9 protein-coding genes and 1 pseudogene are annotated in these 15,838 nt (G+C 76.6%); 8 read left to right on the top strand and 2 right to left on the bottom strand.

Annotation, left to right across the window (positions count from 1 at the left end):
* The first annotated feature begins 101 nt into the window (after nucleotides 1–101).
* Together F1C76_04485 and F1C76_04480 are read left to right on the top strand one after the other, a co-directional pair.
* The gene (locus tag F1C76_04485) at nucleotides 102–3,248 is read left to right on the top strand and encodes an ATP-dependent helicase (protein ID QNG39009.1); all 3,147 of its coding nucleotides are present in this window, start codon (nucleotides 102–104) and stop codon (nucleotides 3,246–3,248) included.
* Between the two features lie 53 nt (nucleotides 3,249–3,301).
* Nucleotides 3,302–6,577, top strand: coding sequence for an ATP-dependent helicase (locus F1C76_04480; GenBank protein QNG39008.1), 3,276 nt, complete (start codon nucleotides 3,302–3,304; stop codon nucleotides 6,575–6,577).
* A gap of 2 nt (nucleotides 6,578–6,579) precedes the next feature.
* Here F1C76_04480 and F1C76_04475 read toward each other — a convergent pair whose 3' ends face one another.
* Nucleotides 6,580–7,413: an alpha/beta hydrolase gene (locus F1C76_04475; GenBank protein ID QNG35943.1), complete on the bottom strand. Its 834-nt coding sequence runs from the start codon at nucleotides 7,411–7,413 to the stop codon at nucleotides 6,580–6,582.
* Between the two features lie 50 nt (nucleotides 7,414–7,463).
* Here F1C76_04475 and F1C76_04470 point away from each other — a divergent pair, with 50 nt between their 5' ends.
* From F1C76_04470 to nudC, 6 genes and pseudogenes are all read left to right on the top strand, one after another.
* Entirely contained in the window at nucleotides 7,464–8,885 is a 1,422-nt protein-coding gene (locus tag F1C76_04470) for a M20 family dipeptidase (protein ID QNG35942.1), read from the top strand.
* Between the two features lie 61 nt (nucleotides 8,886–8,946).
* A pseudogene (locus tag F1C76_04465) lies at nucleotides 8,947–10,555 on the top strand (serine/threonine protein kinase).
* A gap of 39 nt (nucleotides 10,556–10,594) precedes the next feature.
* Complete coding sequence (locus F1C76_04460; GenBank protein ID QNG35941.1) at nucleotides 10,595–11,479, top strand: DUF2510 domain-containing protein; 885 nt, start codon at nucleotides 10,595–10,597, stop codon at nucleotides 11,477–11,479.
* 26 nt (nucleotides 11,480–11,505) lie between these two features.
* Nucleotides 11,506–12,807, top strand: coding sequence for an insulinase family protein (locus tag F1C76_04455; protein QNG35940.1), 1,302 nt, complete (start codon nucleotides 11,506–11,508; stop codon nucleotides 12,805–12,807).
* Between the two features lie 28 nt (nucleotides 12,808–12,835).
* The gene (locus tag F1C76_04450) at nucleotides 12,836–14,212 is read left to right on the top strand and encodes an insulinase family protein (GenBank protein ID QNG35939.1); all 1,377 of its coding nucleotides are present in this window, start codon (nucleotides 12,836–12,838) and stop codon (nucleotides 14,210–14,212) included.
* Entirely contained in the window at nucleotides 14,209–15,201 is a 993-nt protein-coding gene (gene nudC, locus F1C76_04445) for an NAD(+) diphosphatase (GenBank protein ID QNG35938.1), read from the top strand. The genes F1C76_04450 and nudC overlap by 4 nt, the downstream gene beginning before the upstream one ends.
* Here nudC and F1C76_04440 read toward each other — a convergent pair.
* The gene (locus F1C76_04440; protein QNG35937.1) at nucleotides 15,189–15,836 is read right to left on the bottom strand and encodes a uridine kinase; all 648 of its coding nucleotides are present in this window, start codon (nucleotides 15,834–15,836) and stop codon (nucleotides 15,189–15,191) included. The genes nudC and F1C76_04440 overlap by 13 nt on opposite strands.
* Nucleotides 15,837–15,838 lie beyond the last annotated feature (2 nt).

Raw genomic sequence — 15,838 nt, 5'->3', positions numbered from 1 at the left:
CGGAGGCGCACGTCGGTGGTGTCGACCCGGAGGTGTCCGGGCCGGTCGCCGCACCCCGCTACCGGTTGGTGCGACCGACCGCACCACCGGCCGTGCGGCCGGTGCTCGACCCCACCCAGCAGGCGGTGGTCGACCACCCCGGCGGTCCGCTGCTGGTGCTCGCCGGCCCGGGGACGGGCAAGACGACGACGATCGTCGAGGCCGTCGCCCGGCGGATCGAGTCCGGTCTGGACCCCGAGCGGGTGCTGGTCCTCACCTTCAGCCGCAAGGCCGCGGCCGAGCTGCGCACCCGCATCACCGCCCGGGTCGGGCGCACCATCCGGGAGCCCGTCGCCCGTACCTTCCACTCCTACGCCTTCGGCGTGCTGCACCGGGCGGCGGTGCGCCGCGGAGACCCCCCGCCGCGGCTGCTGGCCTCGGCCGAGCAGGACCTCACCGTCCGCCGACTGCTGAGCGGGGACGTCGAGGACGACGTGCTCCGGTGGCCGAGCGACCTGGGGCCGGCCCTGGAGACCGCCGGGTTCCGCCGGGAGCTCCGCGAACTCGTCCTGCGGGCCACCGAACGGGGGGTCGACCCCGCGCGGTTGGCGGCGCTGGGCCGGTCGCTGGACCGGCCGCACTGGGTGGCCGCCGCCCGGTTCGCCCAGCAGTACCAGGACGTCACCTGGCTGGAGACGTCCTTCGGTGGTTCGGGCAGCGGGTACGACCCGGCGGAGCTGGTGCGCGAGGCCATCGCCGAGCTGCAGGCCGACCCCGAGCTGCTGCGGGTGGAACAGGTCCGCACGCGCTGGCTGTTCGTCGACGAGTACCAGGACACCGACCCCGCCCAGGTGGAGCTGTTGCACCTGCTCTCCGGCGGCGGGCGGGACCTCGTCGCGGTCGGTGACCCCGACCAGGCGATCTACGCGTTCCGCGGCTCCGAGCCCCGGGGCATCACCGAGTTCACCGAGCGGTTCCGGCACGCCGACGGCCGGCCGGCCCAGCGCCTGTCGCTGGGGGTGTGCCGGCGGTCGGGGGCCGAGCTGCTGGCGGTGAGCCGCCGGGTGGCCGAGGGGCTGCCCGGCCCGTGGGAGCACCGTCGGCTGCAGCCCGGGGAGCACACCGCCGCCGGGACGGCCGAGGTGCACGTGTTCGACACCCCCGCGGTGGAGGCCGCGCACGTGGCCGACACGCTGCGCCGGGCCCACCTGGTCGAGGGGGTGCCCTGGTCGGAGATGGCCGTGGTGGTGCGCACGTCGTCGGCCCTGGCGCCGGTCCGCCGGGCGCTCGGCCAGTCCGGGGTGCCGGTCGCGGTCTCCGCCGACGACCTGGCGCTGGCCCAGCAGCCGGCCGTCGAGCCGTTGCTGGCCGGGCTCCGCGCCCTGCTCCCCCCGCCGGCCGCGGACGGCGCCGGAGCCGGACCGGACCAGGACGGCGAGGTCTGGGTGACCGAGTCCGGTGCCGAGGCCCTGCTCGCCTCCCCGCTCGGCGGGGCCACCGTGCTCGACCTGCGCCGGCTCCGGCGGGCCGCCCGCCGGGTGCTCGTCGACCGGGGGATCGACCCGGCCGAGCGCGGCACCCCGCTGGCCGACGTGCTCGCCGATGCCACCCTGCTGGAGGCGCTGCCCGACCACGTCGCGCGTCCGGCCGACCGGGTCGCCGACGTGCTGGGCGCCGGGCGGCTCGCGCTCACCCGCGGCGGCAGCGCGGAGGACGTGCTCTGGGCCATGTGGCAGGCCAGCGGTCTGGGGCCGCGGTGGGCGCGCGCCAGTGCCGGCGGCGGTCCCGCTGGCGCGGTGGCCGACCGCGACCTCGACTCGGTGGTCGCGCTGTTCGACGCGGTAGCCGCGTTCGTCGACCGGCTGCCGTACGCCACGGTCGCCCAGTTCGTCGACCACGTGGGGGCCCAGGAGCTGCCTGGGGACGGCGGGGCCGCCCGCGCCCCGGCGGGGGAGACGGTCCGGTTGCTCACCGCGCACGCCGCCAAGGGCCTGGAGTGGGACCTGGTGTGCGTCGTGGGGGTGCAGGAGGGCGTCTGGCCCGACCTCCGGGTGCGGGCCAGCCTGCTGGGCTCCGAGGACCTGGTCGACGCGGCCGCCGGGACCGACACCGCGACGCTGGACCGTCGTTCGCTCGCCCTGGCCGAGGAACGTCGGCTGTTCTACGTCGCGGTCACCCGGGCCCGACGCCGGTTGGTGGTCACCGCCGTCGACGGGGGCCTGGAGGGGGCCGACGCCGGGGCCAACGCCAGCCGGTTCCTCGACCTGGTGGCCGAACCGCCCGCCGAGGGCGACGGCACCCGCCCGCACACCCCGCTGCCCCGGGCGCTGACCCTGCCGGCGCTGGTGGCCGACCTGCGTCGGGCCCTCACCGACCCGCACACCCCGACGGCCCGACGGGCCAGCGCCGCCGCCCTGCTGCGCCGCCTGGCCGAGGAGCGGGTGCCCGGTGCCGACCCGTCGAGCTGGTGGGGCCTGGCGCCGCTGTCCGACGAGTCCCCGCTGGTCGACCCGGCCGAGGCGGTACGGGTCCGGCCCTCGGCGGTGGACACCTTCCAGCGCTGCCCGCTGCGCTGGGTGCTCGGCGCGGTGGGTGCCGAGGCGTCCCCCGAGACCACCCGGACGGTCGGGTCGGCGGTGCACGACGTCGCCCAGCAGGTCGCCGAGGGTCTCCCGCCGGCCGAGGCCGCCGCGGTGCTCGACGGCGAGCTCGACCGGCTCGACCTGGGGCCCGGTTGGTTCGACCAGCGCCAGCGGGACCGTGCCCAGGAGATGCTGACCAAGTTCCTGGGGTGGCACGCCCGGGGGGACCGCGAGCTGGTCGCCGCCGAGGAGGACTTCGACGTGACCGTGGGCCGGGCGCGGCTGCGCGGGCAGGTCGACCGGCTCGAACGCGACGACGCCGGCCGGCTGGTCGTGGTGGACCTGAAGACCGGCAGGACCGCACCCCGCACCGTCGCCGAGCACGGCCAGCTGGCCGCCTACCAGGTGGCGGTGGCCGAGGGCGCGTTCGCCCGGCACGGCGCGGTGCCCGGCGGGGCGTCCCTGCTGCAGGTCGGCGGGGCGCAGAAGGCGGCCAAGGAGCACGTGCAGGCCCCGCTGCCCGACGACGTGCCCCCGCGGGAGACCTGGGCGGGGGAGCTCGTCGCCGAGGTGGGCGAGGGCATGGGGGCGGCCACCTTCGCCGCCCGCACCGACACCGACTGCGACCGCTGCTCCTTCAAGCGCAGCTGCCCGGTGCAGGAGTCCGGTCGGCAGGTGACCCGGTGACCCCCCGCCGCGGCGAGCAGCCCGAGGAGCAGCTCGCCTTCGACCTCCCCGGCATGGTCGCCCCGGCGGCCGTCCCGCTGCCGCAGCTGCTGGACCCCGCGGAGGTGGCCCGGCGGTGCGGGCTCTCCTACGCCCCCTCGCCGGAGCAGGCCGCGGTGGTGTCGGCCCCGGTCGACCGGCCGATGGTGGTGGTCGCCGGGGCCGGGTCGGGCAAGACCGAGACGATGGCCGCCCGGGTCGCGTGGCTGGTGGCCAACGAGCTCGTGGCCCCGGAGGCCGTCCTCGGCCTCACCTTCACCCGCAAGGCCGCCAGCGAGCTCGGTGCCCGCGTCCGGCTCCGGTTGACCGCGCTGGCCCGGCACCCCGACACCGCTCCGGCACTGGCCGAGCGGCTCGCCGTGGCCGCGCCCACGGTGGCGACCTACCACGGCTACGCCGCCGGGATCGTCGCCGAGCACGGGCTGCGGATCGGCGTCGAGCCCGGGGCCGGGGTGCTGGGGCCGGCCATGTGCTGGGGTCAGGCGGCGACCGCGGTGGCCGCGCACACCGGCGACATGAGCGACGTCTCGCTCGGGCTGGTCACCACCACCGAGGACGTCCTGCAGCTGGCCTCCGAGCTGGGCGAGCACGACGTGAGCCCTGACCAGCTGCGGGCCTGGACCACGCGCTTCGAGGACCAGGTCCGGGCCTACCCGGTGACCGGCCGCACCAAGGGGCCCTACGCCGACGTGCTCAAGGTGCTCGCCCGGCAGCGCTCCCGGGTGGCCCTGCTGCCGATGGTCGAGGCCTACGAGGCGCGCAAGCGGGCCGCGGGCGCCATCGACTACGCCGACCAGGTGGCCTACGCCGCCCGGGTGGCCACCGCCTCGCCCGAGGTGGGCCGCCGGGAGCGGGCCCGGTGGCGGGTGGTGCTGCTCGACGAGTACCAGGACACCTCGGTCGGTCAGCTGCGGATGCTGGAGGCCCTGTACGGCGGGGACAGCGAGCACCCGGTGCTGGCCGTCGGGGACCCCCGGCAGTCCATCTACGGCTGGCGCGGCGCCTCCTCGGGCACCATCGAGCGCTTCCCGCGCACCTTCCCGGGTGCTGCCGACCGGCCTGCGCAGCGGCTCACCCTGTCGACCAGCTGGCGCAACGACCGGGCGGTGCTGGCCATCGCCAACACCGTCGCCGGGCGGCTGCCCCAGCCCGAGGACGCGTCCCCGCTGCCCGACCTGACCGCGGCGCCGACGGCCGGCCCGGGCGAGGTGCACGTCGGGCTCTACGACACGATCGCCGAGGAGACCGAGGCGCTGGCCGACCGGCTTGCGGCGCAGTGGCACGGGCCCGCCGAGCCCGACCCGGCCCGGGAGCGGCCCACCATCGCGGTGCTCGCCCGCCGCCGGGCCCAGCTCCCGGGCATCGCCGCGGCGCTGCGGGCCCGCGGGCTGCCGGTCGAGGTGGTCGGCCTGGGCGGTCTGCTCGACGTGCCCGAGGTGTCCGACGTGGTGGCCACGCTGACCGTGCTGGTCGACCCCACCGCTGGGGACGCGCTGGGTCGGCTGGTCACCGGCGCCCGCTGGCGGATCGGTCCCCGAGACCTCGCCGCCCTGGAGGCCCGGGCCCGCCAGCTGGTCCGCGACCGCCGTCCCCGCGTGGACGAGGCCGGCGCGGCGCCGGTCGTCGAGCTGGCCCCCGAGCGCGGCAGCATCGTCGAGGCGCTGGACGACCTCGGCCGCCCCGACGCCTACTCCGTCGAGGGACACCGGCGGCTGCGGCGGCTGGGTGCCGAGCTCGGTGGCCTGCGGGGTCGGCTCGGTGAGCCGCTGCCCGACCTGGTCGACGAGGTCGTGCGCACCCTGGGCCTGGAGACCGAGCTGGCCAGCCACCCCGACGCCACCCCGGGTGCCCCGCGCACCCACCTGGACGCGCTGCACACCGTGGCGGCCCAGTTCGCCGACCTCGCCGAGCTGCCCTCGCTGCCGGCGTTCCTGGGCTACCTGTCCGACGCCGAGGTCCGCGAGCGCGGCCTGGAACCCGGGGAGATCGCGGTCAACCCCGACGCGGTCCAGCTGCTCACCGGGCACTCGGCCAAGGGCCTGGAGTGGGACGTCGTCGGCGTGCCCGGGATGACCGTCGGGCAGTTCCCGAGCAAGCCCGACACCTCCGACTCCTGGATCAGCGACCCGGGTGCCGTCCCGGTCGAGCTGCGCGCGACCGACCGGGAGGACCTGCCCCGGCTGCGCCTGCCCGTCCCGGGCTCCGGTGACCAGTCCGTGGTCCGGGACGCGCTGGGCACCTACGTCGAGGAGTGGAAGGCCTTCGGGCTGGCCGAGGAGGTCCGGCTGGGCTACGTGGCGGTCACCCGGGCCAAGCGGCTGCTGCTCTGCTCGGGCAGCTGGTGGCGCGACGGGGTCAAGCCCAACGGGCCCTCGACCCTGCTGCAGGCCGTCCGGGAGGCCTGCGAGGCCGGCGCCGGGGTGGTGGACCATTGGGCCGAGGCCCCTGACGAGGACGCCACCAACCCGGCGCTGGCCGAGTGGCCGGTGGGGGTGTGGCCGACGGACCCGCTGTCGGCCACCCGTCGACGGGCGCTCACCGCGGCCGCCGAGCTGGTCGGGGCCACCCGGGCGCACCCGCTGGGGGAGCCCGGCCTGGGCGCCGACGACGACGACGTGGTCACCGACTGGGTCCGCGACGCCGACCTGCTGCTCCGCGAGCGGGCCGAGTCCGGCCGCGGGGCGACCGAGGTGTCCCTGCCCGCCCACCTGTCGGTCTCGGCCCTGGTCGCGCTCCGCCGCGACCCCGCCGAGCTGGCCCGCCGGTTGCGCCGGCCGATGCCCGCGGCGCCTGCCCCGCTCGCCCGCCGTGGGACCGCCTTCCACCTCTGGCTGGAGCAGCGGTTCGGGGCGTCCCGGCTCATCGACATCGACGAGCTGCCCGGCTCGGGCGACGCCGCGGCCGCGCCGGACGACACCCTGACCGCCCTGCAGGAGCGGTTCCTGGCCGGGGAGTGGGCCGACCGGCAGCCCGTCGACGTCGAGGCGCCGTTCGAGACGCCGCTGGGCCCGCTCACCCTGCGCGGTCGGATCGACGCCGTCTTCGTCACCCCCGACGGCGGCTACGAGGTGATCGACTGGAAGACCGGCCCGGTGCCCGGCCCCGCGGAGCTGGCCGCGGCCGGGGTGCAGCTGGCCGCCTACCGGCTGGGCTGGTCACGGCTGACCGGGGTGCCGGTGGAGCAGGTCAGCGCCGGGTTCCACCACGTGGCCGCCGGGGTGACGCTGCGCCCGGTCGACCTGCTCGACGAGGCCGGCCTCCTGGCCCTGGTCTCCGGGGAGGACCGGTGAGCTCAGGCCGAGGCGACCCGGTCCAGCACCGCCCGGGCCAGTGCCTCCGGGGCGTGCTCGGGCACCCAGTGCGAGACCCCGGGCAGCTGGACGAAGCGGTAGTCCCCGGTCACCTGGTCCGCGCAGGCCTCGGCTGCCGTGCGGCCGACGGCCACGTCGGCGTCGCTCCACACGTAGGTGGTGGGCACCCCGACCGGGTCCACCGGGGTGTCCCCGCTCATCTGCCGGTACCAGTTCAGTGCCGCGGTGAGCGCGCCCGGCGCCTGCAGGTGGGCCACGTAGTCGGCCACGGCCTCCGGGTCCACCCCGTCCAGCAGCCGGCGCAACCGACGGGCGTCGTCCTCGAGCAGGACCCGCTCGGCCTTGTCGACCTGCCAGAAGAGCTTGATGTAGGCCGAGCGCTCCTTCTGCTCCGGGTCGGCCCGGTAGGCCAGCGTGTACGCGGTGGGGTGCGGCACCGACACCGCGGTGAGCGTGCGCACCCGGTCGGGGTGCCAGGCGGCCAGCGCCCAGGCCACGTTGGCGCCCCAGTCGTGGCCCACGACATCGGCGACTGGCACGTCCAGGGCCGTCATGAGGTCGGCGGTGACCTGGGCCAGGGCGGGCAGTGCGTAGGCCTCGGGCTCGTCGGGCCGGGCGCCGGGGGAGTAGCCGAGCTGGTCGGGGGCGTAGGTGCGCAGCCCGGCCTGGGCGAGCAGCGGGCTGACCGCGGCCCACGAGGAGGAGTTCTGCGGGAACCCGTGCAGGAGCAGCACCGGGCGGCCGTCCTCGGGACCGTCGGTCCGCACGTCGAAGGTCAGGTCGCCGACGTCCACCTGCAGCTGTCCGGGGGGCATGGCGCCGAACGTATCCCGGGTGCCCCGGCGGGGCGCGTTACCGTCGCGCGGTGAGCAGCAACGCCGAACGCGACTTCGTGACCGCCCACCTGGACGACCTGCACGCCGACCTGGACGCCTGGCTGCGGATCCCGTCGGTGTCCGCCGACCCGGCCCGGGCCGGCGACGTGGCCGCCAGCGCGCAGTGGCTGGCTCAGGCGCTGCGCCGCACGGGCTTCCCCGTGGTCGAGGTGTGGCCGACCGCCGGCGCCCCCGCCGTCTACGCCGAGTGGCCCTCGGCCGACGCGGGCGCACCGGTCGCGCTGGTCTACGGCCACCACGACGTGCAGCCGGTGGACCCGGAGGAGGCGTGGACGTACCCGCCCTTCGAGCCCACCCGGGTGGAGACCCCGGCCGGCCCCGAGCTGCACGCCCGCGGCGCCATCGACGACAAGGGCAACGTCGCCTTCCACCTGCTGGGCATGCGTGCGCACCTGGCTGCCACCGGCCGCGACACCCCCGCGGTGACGGTGAAGCTGCTGGTCGAGGGCGAGGAGGAGTCCGGCTCCCCGCACTTCGTCGAGCTGCTGCACGAGCGGCGCGACCGGCTGGACTGCGACGTCGTCGTGGTCAGCGACACCGGCATGGCCGCCGCCGACGTGCCCAGCGCGGTGACCGCGATGCGCGGGCTGGCCGATGCCGAGATCACCCTGCGCGGCCCGGGCGTCGACCTGCACTCCGGGTCCTTCGGCGGCGCGGTGCCCAACCCGCTGCACGCGATGGCGTCGCTGCTGGCCGGCCTGCACGACGAGTCCGGCCGGGTCACCCTGCCGGGCTTCTACGACAAGGTGCGTCCGCTGACCGAGCGCGAGCGTGCGCTGATGGGCCGGGTGCCCTTCGACGAGGCGGCCTGGCTGGCCGGCCCGGCGGCGTCCCGCGCGGCCACCGGCGAGGCCGGTTTCAGCACCCTGGAGCGGGTCGGCGCCCGGCCCACCGCCGAGGTCAACGGCATGTGGGGCGGCTACACCGGGCCCGGGCACAAGACGATCGTGCCGTCGGAGGCACACGCCAAGGTGACCTTCCGGCTGGTGGCCGACCAGGTGCCGTCCGACCTGGCGGAGCAGGTGCGGGCCTGGGTCGAGCAGCACACCCCCGCGGGCATCGAGGCCGACGTGCACGTGCCGGCCGGCGGGGTGAGCCCGTGCGCCAGCGACCTGGACCACCCGGCGATGGACGCGCTGCTGCGCTCCATCGGGCAGGCCTTCGACGTCCCGGGCGAGGACGTGCTGTTCACCCGCGAGGGCGGCAGCGGCCCGGAGGCCGACCTGGTGGAGGTGCTCGGCGCCCCGCTGCTCTTCCTCGGCGCGGGCCTGCCCACCGACCGCATCCACGCACCGGACGAGCGGGTGCTGCTGCCGATGCTGTACCGCGGCGCCGAGGCCACCGCCCACCTGTGGCGCGAGCTCGCCACGGTCCCCTTCGCCGGACGCTGAGGTGGAGGAGGGCGCGCAGTTCGGTCCCTACCGGGTGCTCGGGGTGCTCGGGCGCGGTGGCATGGGCGAGGTGCTGCGGGCCCACGACGCCGAGCACGAGCGGGACGTCGCCCTGAAGGTGCTGCACCCGCAGTGGGCCACCGACGAGGGCTACCGGGAGCGGTTCCGCCGGGAGGCCCGGGTGGCCGCCCGGCTGCGCGAACCGCACGTCGTCCCCATCCACCGGTACGGCGAGATCGAGGGCCGGCTGTTCCTGGACATGCGGCTGGTCGAGGGCGAGGACCTGGCCGCTCTCCTGCGGCGCACCGGTCCGCTCGACCCGGCCCGTGCCGTCGACGTCGTCGGTCAGGTGGCCCGGGCACTGGACGCCGCGCACGCCGACGGCCTGGTGCACCGCGACGTCAAGCCCTCCAACGTGCTGCTCGTCGGCCGGGCCGACGGCGGCGACCTGGCCGACTCGGCGCCGGGGGAGGACTTTCGTCTACCTCGTCGACTTCGGCATCGCGCGCACCGTGGACAGCAGCACCGGCCCGCCGCTGACCGGCACGGGGCTCACCGTCGGCAGCACCGAGTACATGGCGCCCGAGCGGTTCCTGGGCGGCGAGCTGGGTGCGGCGGCCGACGTCTACTCCCTGGCCTGCGTGCTGTTCGAGGCCCTCACCGGTCAGCGGCCCTTCACCGCCGCGGACGCCGCGAGCCAGATGTACGCCCACGTCAACACCCCGCCGCCGGCACCGAGCTCGATCACCCCCGGGGTGCCGGCGCTGCTGGACGCCATCGTGGCGCGGGGGCTGGCCAAGGACCCCGCGGAGCGGTGGACCTCGGCCGGTGGCATGGCCGCTGCCGCCCGTGCGGCGCTGAGCGTCAGCGGCGTCGAGGTGCCCCGCCCCGCCGAGCTCCCGCCGACCGAGGGCACCGCGCCCACCACGATCGGCCTGGCCGCCGGTGACGGCGGCCGGCCGGAGACGGCCGAACGGCCCCGCCCGGCACCGACGTCGGTCCAGGCCCAGCCCCCGCGTGCCCCGGCCCCGTTCCCCGGACCCCCGCCGTGGGCGCCGGACCGGACGGCGCCCGCCCGGCGGGCTCCCGGCCGGGTGCTGCCGGTGACCGTCGTCGTCCTGGCGCTGGTCGCGGCTGCCCTCGGGATCGGGCTCGTGCTCGCCCTCGGCCGGGCGTCGGACGCCCAGGACGACGCGATCGGTGCCCGACAGGACCTGCTCGCCGTCGGGCTGCCCGCCGACGTCGACCCGTCCTCCTGCACGGTCACCGACCCCACGGACGCGGTGCTCACCGGCCTGGACTGCGGGGTCAGCGGCACCGAGGACGGCCCGGCCACCCAGCGCTACGACCTCTACGGCTCCCCGGCGGAGGCAGCCGCGGCCTTCGAGGCCGTCGTCGCCGCCGGCGGGCTGCCCCAGCTCGAGGGGGACGACGACTACACGTGCTCCGCGTCCGAGGGCGAGCAGGGGTGGGTGCGGTTGGCGGACTTCGACGAGCAGCCCGTCGGCCGGTTGGCCTGCTCGGTGGACGGTGACGGCGACCCGGTGCTCACCTGGACCTGGGACGACCGCCCGGGCCTGGCCACCGTGTCCGCCCGGGGTGGCGGCGTCGACGGCCTCCCGCCCCTGCTGTCCTGGTGGCGGGACACCGCCGACCGGGACGACCTGTGACCCGCCGGCCCGGACACCGGGCCCCCTAGGCTCGCCGGCATGAGCGGACCAGGGCAGTCCGGGGGCGGGACGCAGGTGGCGGCACCGGGGTGGTACCCCGACCCCGACGGCGGCCCGGGCCTGGTGCGCTGGTGGAACGGGGTGACCTGGTCCGACGTCACCACACCGGCCGGCCCCGGGGTCGACGTCGGGTCCGCGTTCGAGCCGGTCCCGCAGCGTCCGGCCGCGCCGTGGACCGCCGCACCGCCCCGGCGCAGCAGCACCGCGCCGCTGCTGGTGGGCGGCGGGGTGCTCGTCGCCGTCGTGGTGGTCGTCCTCGTGGCGGTGCTCCTGGGCCGGTCGGGCAGCAGCACCCCGGTCGCCACGTCGGCCGCGGTCACCGCCCCGGCCGGGCCGACCTTCGACCCGGGCACGGTGCGGATCCTCGACGAGGAGGCCGGCATCTCCTACCCGTTCCTCGGCGACGGCTGGTACGAGTACGCCTCCGGTGTCCCGTTCGAGACGACGTCGGTGGCCGGCCAGTTCTTCGTCACCCAGGAGGGCGTGCCCAGCGGCGGGCAGTTCATCGCCCAGGTCACCTCCGGGCCGGTCGCCGAGGGCTACGGCTGGGCCGGGCCGGGCAGCGAGCAGGCCACCGCGCTGGCCGTCGCCGACAGCGCGCGGGGCAACTACTACCCCGCACCCAACGAGCGTGCGGTGCTGCGCGACGAGGCGATGACCGTCGACGGCGCGCCCGCCTGGCTGTACGAGTTCACCCTCAGCTGGGACGTCGAGGGCTACGAGGCCAGCGGGGAGCGCGCCGCGATGCTCGTCGTCGACGTCGGTCGCCCGGCACCGGCTCTGCTCTACATCTCCATCCCCAACACCCACGCCGAGCTCTACGGCGTCGTCGACCGGGTGCTGGAGGCGGTGGAGGTGTTGTGACCGGTACCCGCGGATAGGGTCGGACGGTGACTGCGACCGCTGCCGATCTGACCCTCCGGCACCCGGTGGAGCGGTTCACCCTCGACAACGGGTTGCGCGTCGTGCTGGCCCCGGACCGCAGCGTCCCGGTCGTCGCCGTCAGCGTCTTCTACGACGTCGGCATGCGTTCGGAGCCGCAGGGCCGCACCGGGTTCGCCCACCTCTTCGAGCACGTCATGTTCCAGGGTTCGGCGCACGTGCCGAAGATGGAGCACGCCCGGCTCGTCCAGGCCGCCGGCGGCACCTTCAACGGCTCCACCCACCAGGACTACACGAACTACTTCGAGGCGCTGCCGGCCGAGGCGCTGGAGCGGGCGCTGTTCCTGGAGGCCGACCGGATGGCGTCCCCGGCCATCACCGAGGAGAACCTCCGCAACCAGATCGACGTGGTGAAGGAGGAGATCCGGGTCAACGTGCTCAACCGGCCCTACGGCGCCTTCCCCTGGCTGCAGCTGCCCGAGGTCGCGTTCGAGTCCTTCGCCAACACCCACGACGGGTACGGCTCCTTCGTCGACCTCGAGTCCTCCACCGTGGACGACGCGCAGGACTTCTTCGACCGCTACTACGCCCCGGCCAACGCGGTGCTCTGCCTGGGCGGTGACCTCGACGTCGCCGAGACCGAGGCGCTGGTGCGCCGGTGGTTCGACGCCGTCCCGCACCGGGCGGCCCCGCCCACGCCCTACACGGGGGAGGCCTCCCCGACCGGCCCCCGGCACGCCGTGGTGGTCGACGACCTGGCACCGGCACCGGCGGTGGCCATCGGTTGGCGGGTGCCCGACCCGGTGGGTGACCTGGAGACCTACCTCGGGACCGTGCTTCTCTCGGAGCTGCTCAGCGAGGGCGACGCCTCCCGGTTGGAGCTGCGGCTGGTGCACCAGGACCACCTCGCGGTCGCCCAGGCCTCCTACGTGGGCCTGTTCGGCGACCCGTTCGACGTCCGGGACGCCACCCTGCTCACCACCCAGGTGCACCACCCGGCCGACGTCACCCCCGAGCGGGTGCTGGCCGCGGTGCACGAGGAGGTCGAGAAGGTCGCCCAGGACGGCGTGCCCGCCGAGGAGCTCACCCGGGTGCAGGCCCGCACCAGCGCGCAGCTGCTCCGCGGCGCCGACTCGGTGCTGGGGCGCACGCTGGGCTTCGCCTCCGCCGAGCTGGTGCACGGCCGCGCCGAGCTGTCCGGCGAACTGGCCGCGCGGCTGGCCGCCGTCACCCCCGAGGCCGTGCAGCAGGCCGCCCGCGGTCTCACCCGCGACAGCGCCGCCGTCCTCGAGCTGCGCACCCGATCGTGACCACCCCCCACCGTCTGAGAGGCCCCTCGTGAGCGCCCCCGTCCTCGACCTCTCCCTGGTCCCGCCGCTGGGTGACCCCCGCCCGCAGCCGGTGCCCGAGGTGCACCTGAGCACGCTGCCCTCGGGGCTGCGGCTGGCCGTCGTGCCCCGGCCCGGGGTCCCGCTGGTCGAGCTGCGGCTGCGGATCCCGTTCGCGGCCCCCTCCGCCCGCGCGGCCGCCGTGCACGTGGCCCGCACCTCGGTCCTGACCGGGGCGGTGCTGCTGGGCACGAAGTCCCACGACCAGGTCCAGGTCGCCCAGCTGCTGCAGGCCGAGGGCGCCGAGCTGTCGGTGTCGGCCGACCCCGACCGCCTCCTGCTGGGGACGACGATGCTCCCGGCCGGGCTGCCCGCCGTGCTGGGTGTGCTCGCCGAGCTGCTCGTCCGCCCCACGTACCCCACCGACCAGGTCGCCGCCGAGCGCGCCCGGGTCACCGAGCGGATCGGCATCGCCCGCTCCCAGCCCGGCGTGGTCGCCCGCACTGCCCTGGCCACCCGCCGCTACGGCCAGCACCCCTACGCCGTGCAGATGCCCGAGCCCGGCCTCGTCGAGCAGGTCACCCCGGCCGCGCTACGTACCCTCCACCGCCAGCGGGTGCTCCCCGCGGGCAGCACGCTGGTCCTCGTCGGCGACCTGGACCCCGCGGCCGCCGCCGACGCGGTGGCCGCCGCCCTGGGCGACTGGGTGGGCGAGGGCACCGGCGTCGAGGCCGGGCCGCTGCCGACCGTCGGCCCCCAGCCGCTGCAGCTGGTCGACCGGCCGGGCGCCGTGCAGTCCAACATCCGGCTCGGCGGTCCTGCGCCCGGCCGGCTGGACCCCGAGCTGCCGGCCGTCCGGCTGGCGAACATGGTCTACGGCGGCTACTTCTCCTCCCGCCTGGTGGAGAACATCCGGGAACGCCGCGGCTACACGTACAGCCCGCGCAGCGCGGTCGACCACTTGGGCGCCGGCTCCTCGTTCCTGGTCGACGCCGACGTCGCCACCGGGGTCACCGGGCCCGCCCTGCTGGAGACCACCTACGAGCTGGGCCGGATCGCCCTGCTGCCGGTCACCGACGCCGAGCTCGAGGGCGCCCGCCGGTACGTGCTGGGCACGATGGCCCTGGCCACGGCCACCCACGCCGGGCTGGCCAGCACGCTGTCCGCGCTGATCGGCCACGGCCTGCCCCCCGAGTGGCTGGCCGAGCACCAGGCCGCCCTGGCCACCGTCACCCTCGACGAGGTGTCCGCGGCCGCGCGCCGCTGGCTGCACCCCGCCGGTCTCACCACGGTCGTGGTCGGTGACGCGAGCGAGGTCGAGGACCAGCTGCGCGCCCTCGGCCCGGTCGAGACCGTCCCCTCCACGACCCCCGGGAGCTCCGCGTGACCGTCCCCCCCGGCGGCAGCACCGCCGCCGACAACCCCGAGCCCCCGACCGGAGGCCACCCGCCGCTGGAGACCCCCGTCGAGGACGGCGTGTGGGTCACCTCCACCGCCTCCTCCGGGGACGACGTGCCCGTGCTGTCCCGGGTGGGCCACGACCGCGGCCACCTGGACCGGCTGCTCGAGGACCCCGCACAGGGCCGCCCGGTGCAGGTGCTGACCATCGACGAGAAGCGCCAGGTGCCGGTGCACGAGGGGGCGGCCGGTCCGGAGCTCGTCTGGGACACCCAGCCGGGGTTCCCCACCGGTGGCATCTACCTCGGCCACGCCGACGGCGTGCCGTACGCGGTGGTCCGGGGGGAGCGTGCGCTGACCGTCAACGGCCGGCCGGTGGACAGCTGGACCGGCCTGCGCGAGGTCGGCGGGGAGCTCGGCGACCGGGACGCCGGCCTGCTGGCCCAGGCGGTGGGCATCGTGGAGTGGCACGAGCGCAACCGCTTCAGCCCCTACACGGGCACGGCGACCACCATCGAGAAGGCCGGCTGGACCCAGCGCGACCCCAGCACGGGCCAGGAGGTCTTCCCGCGGACCGACCCCGCGGTGATCATGCTGGTGCACGACGGCGGTGACCGGTGCGTGCTGGGCCGGCAGGCCGTGTGGCCGGCCGGGAGGTTCTCCATCCTGGCCGGGTTCGTCGAGCCGGGGGAGTCCGCCGAGGCCGCGGTGGCCCGCGAGGTCGCCGAGGAGGTCGGTCTCGAGGTCACCGACGTGCAGTACGTGTCCAGCCAGCCCTGGCCCTTCCCGCAGTCGTTGATGCTGGGCTACACGGCGCGTGCGGTGGACACCGAGCTGCGGGTCGACCACGACGAGATCGAGGAGGCCCGCTGGTTCAGCCGGGCCGAGCTGCTGGCCGGTGACGGACCGGCCGCGCTGCCGCCGCCGGTCTCCATCGCCCGCTACATCCTCGACCGCTGGTTGGCTCAGGAGCTGTAGCGGCCCTGCAGCACCAGCGCCGGCCGGTCGGCGTGGTCGGCGAGCACGACCACGTCGGCCAGCGCCACCGGGTCGACCTCGTCGTCGTACCGGTCGAAGGCCGGCAGCTCCCAGGCCTGCGCCGCCGGGGTGCGGCGGGCCCGGGCAGCCGGGCCCACCCGCAGGTGCACCACCACGTCGAAGGCCAGCCCGACGCCCTGCAGCAGCGCCCCGGGCACCAGCACGACCCCGGCTGCGGGCACCCGCACGGCCCGGGTCGCCCGGTCCCGGACGGCGTCCCACAGCTCGGGCAGCACGTCACCGGGCCCGCCGGGGCCGACCCGGTCGAGCACCTCCCGGGCGAGGGCACGGACGTCGAGCCAGTCGGTGTACCGCGCGTCGGGGTCGGTGCGGCCGTGCTCCAGGCGCACCGAGGCCGGACGCAGGAACCCGGCCGCCGGGACGACGGTCACCGGGCGGCCGAGCGCGGGGAGCCGTTCGGCGACCGCCCGGGCCAGCGCCTCGGGGTCGGCGGCGTCCGGCCCGTCGAGGGCCACCCGTAGCGCGGCGGCGCCGGCCTCGGCCGGGGTGTCGGCCAGCAGGGCCGCGAGACGGTCGGCCAGCGCGACGGGGGTGAGCGGGAGCGGAGAGCTCAGGG

Source organism: Geodermatophilaceae bacterium NBWT11 (genome assembly GCA_014218215.1).
Taxonomy (GTDB): Bacteria; Actinomycetota; Actinomycetes; order Mycobacteriales; family Geodermatophilaceae; genus Klenkia.
Note: the sequence above shows the minus strand (reverse complement) of the source record. Positions and strands in the feature narration are given on the sequence as shown.

Excerpts from the sequence above, each read along its gene's own strand:
- F1C76_04460 (QNG35941.1), top strand. The coding sequence starts at position 10,595 with ATGAGCGGACCAGGGCAGTCCGGGGGCGGGACGCAGGTGGCGGCACCG.
- F1C76_04480 (QNG39008.1), top strand. The coding sequence starts at position 3,302 with ATGGTCGCCCCGGCGGCCGTCCCGCTGCCGCAGCTGCTGGACCCCGCG.
- F1C76_04475 (QNG35943.1), bottom strand. The coding sequence starts at position 7,413 with ATGCCCCCCGGACAGCTGCAGGTGGACGTCGGCGACCTGACCTTCGAC.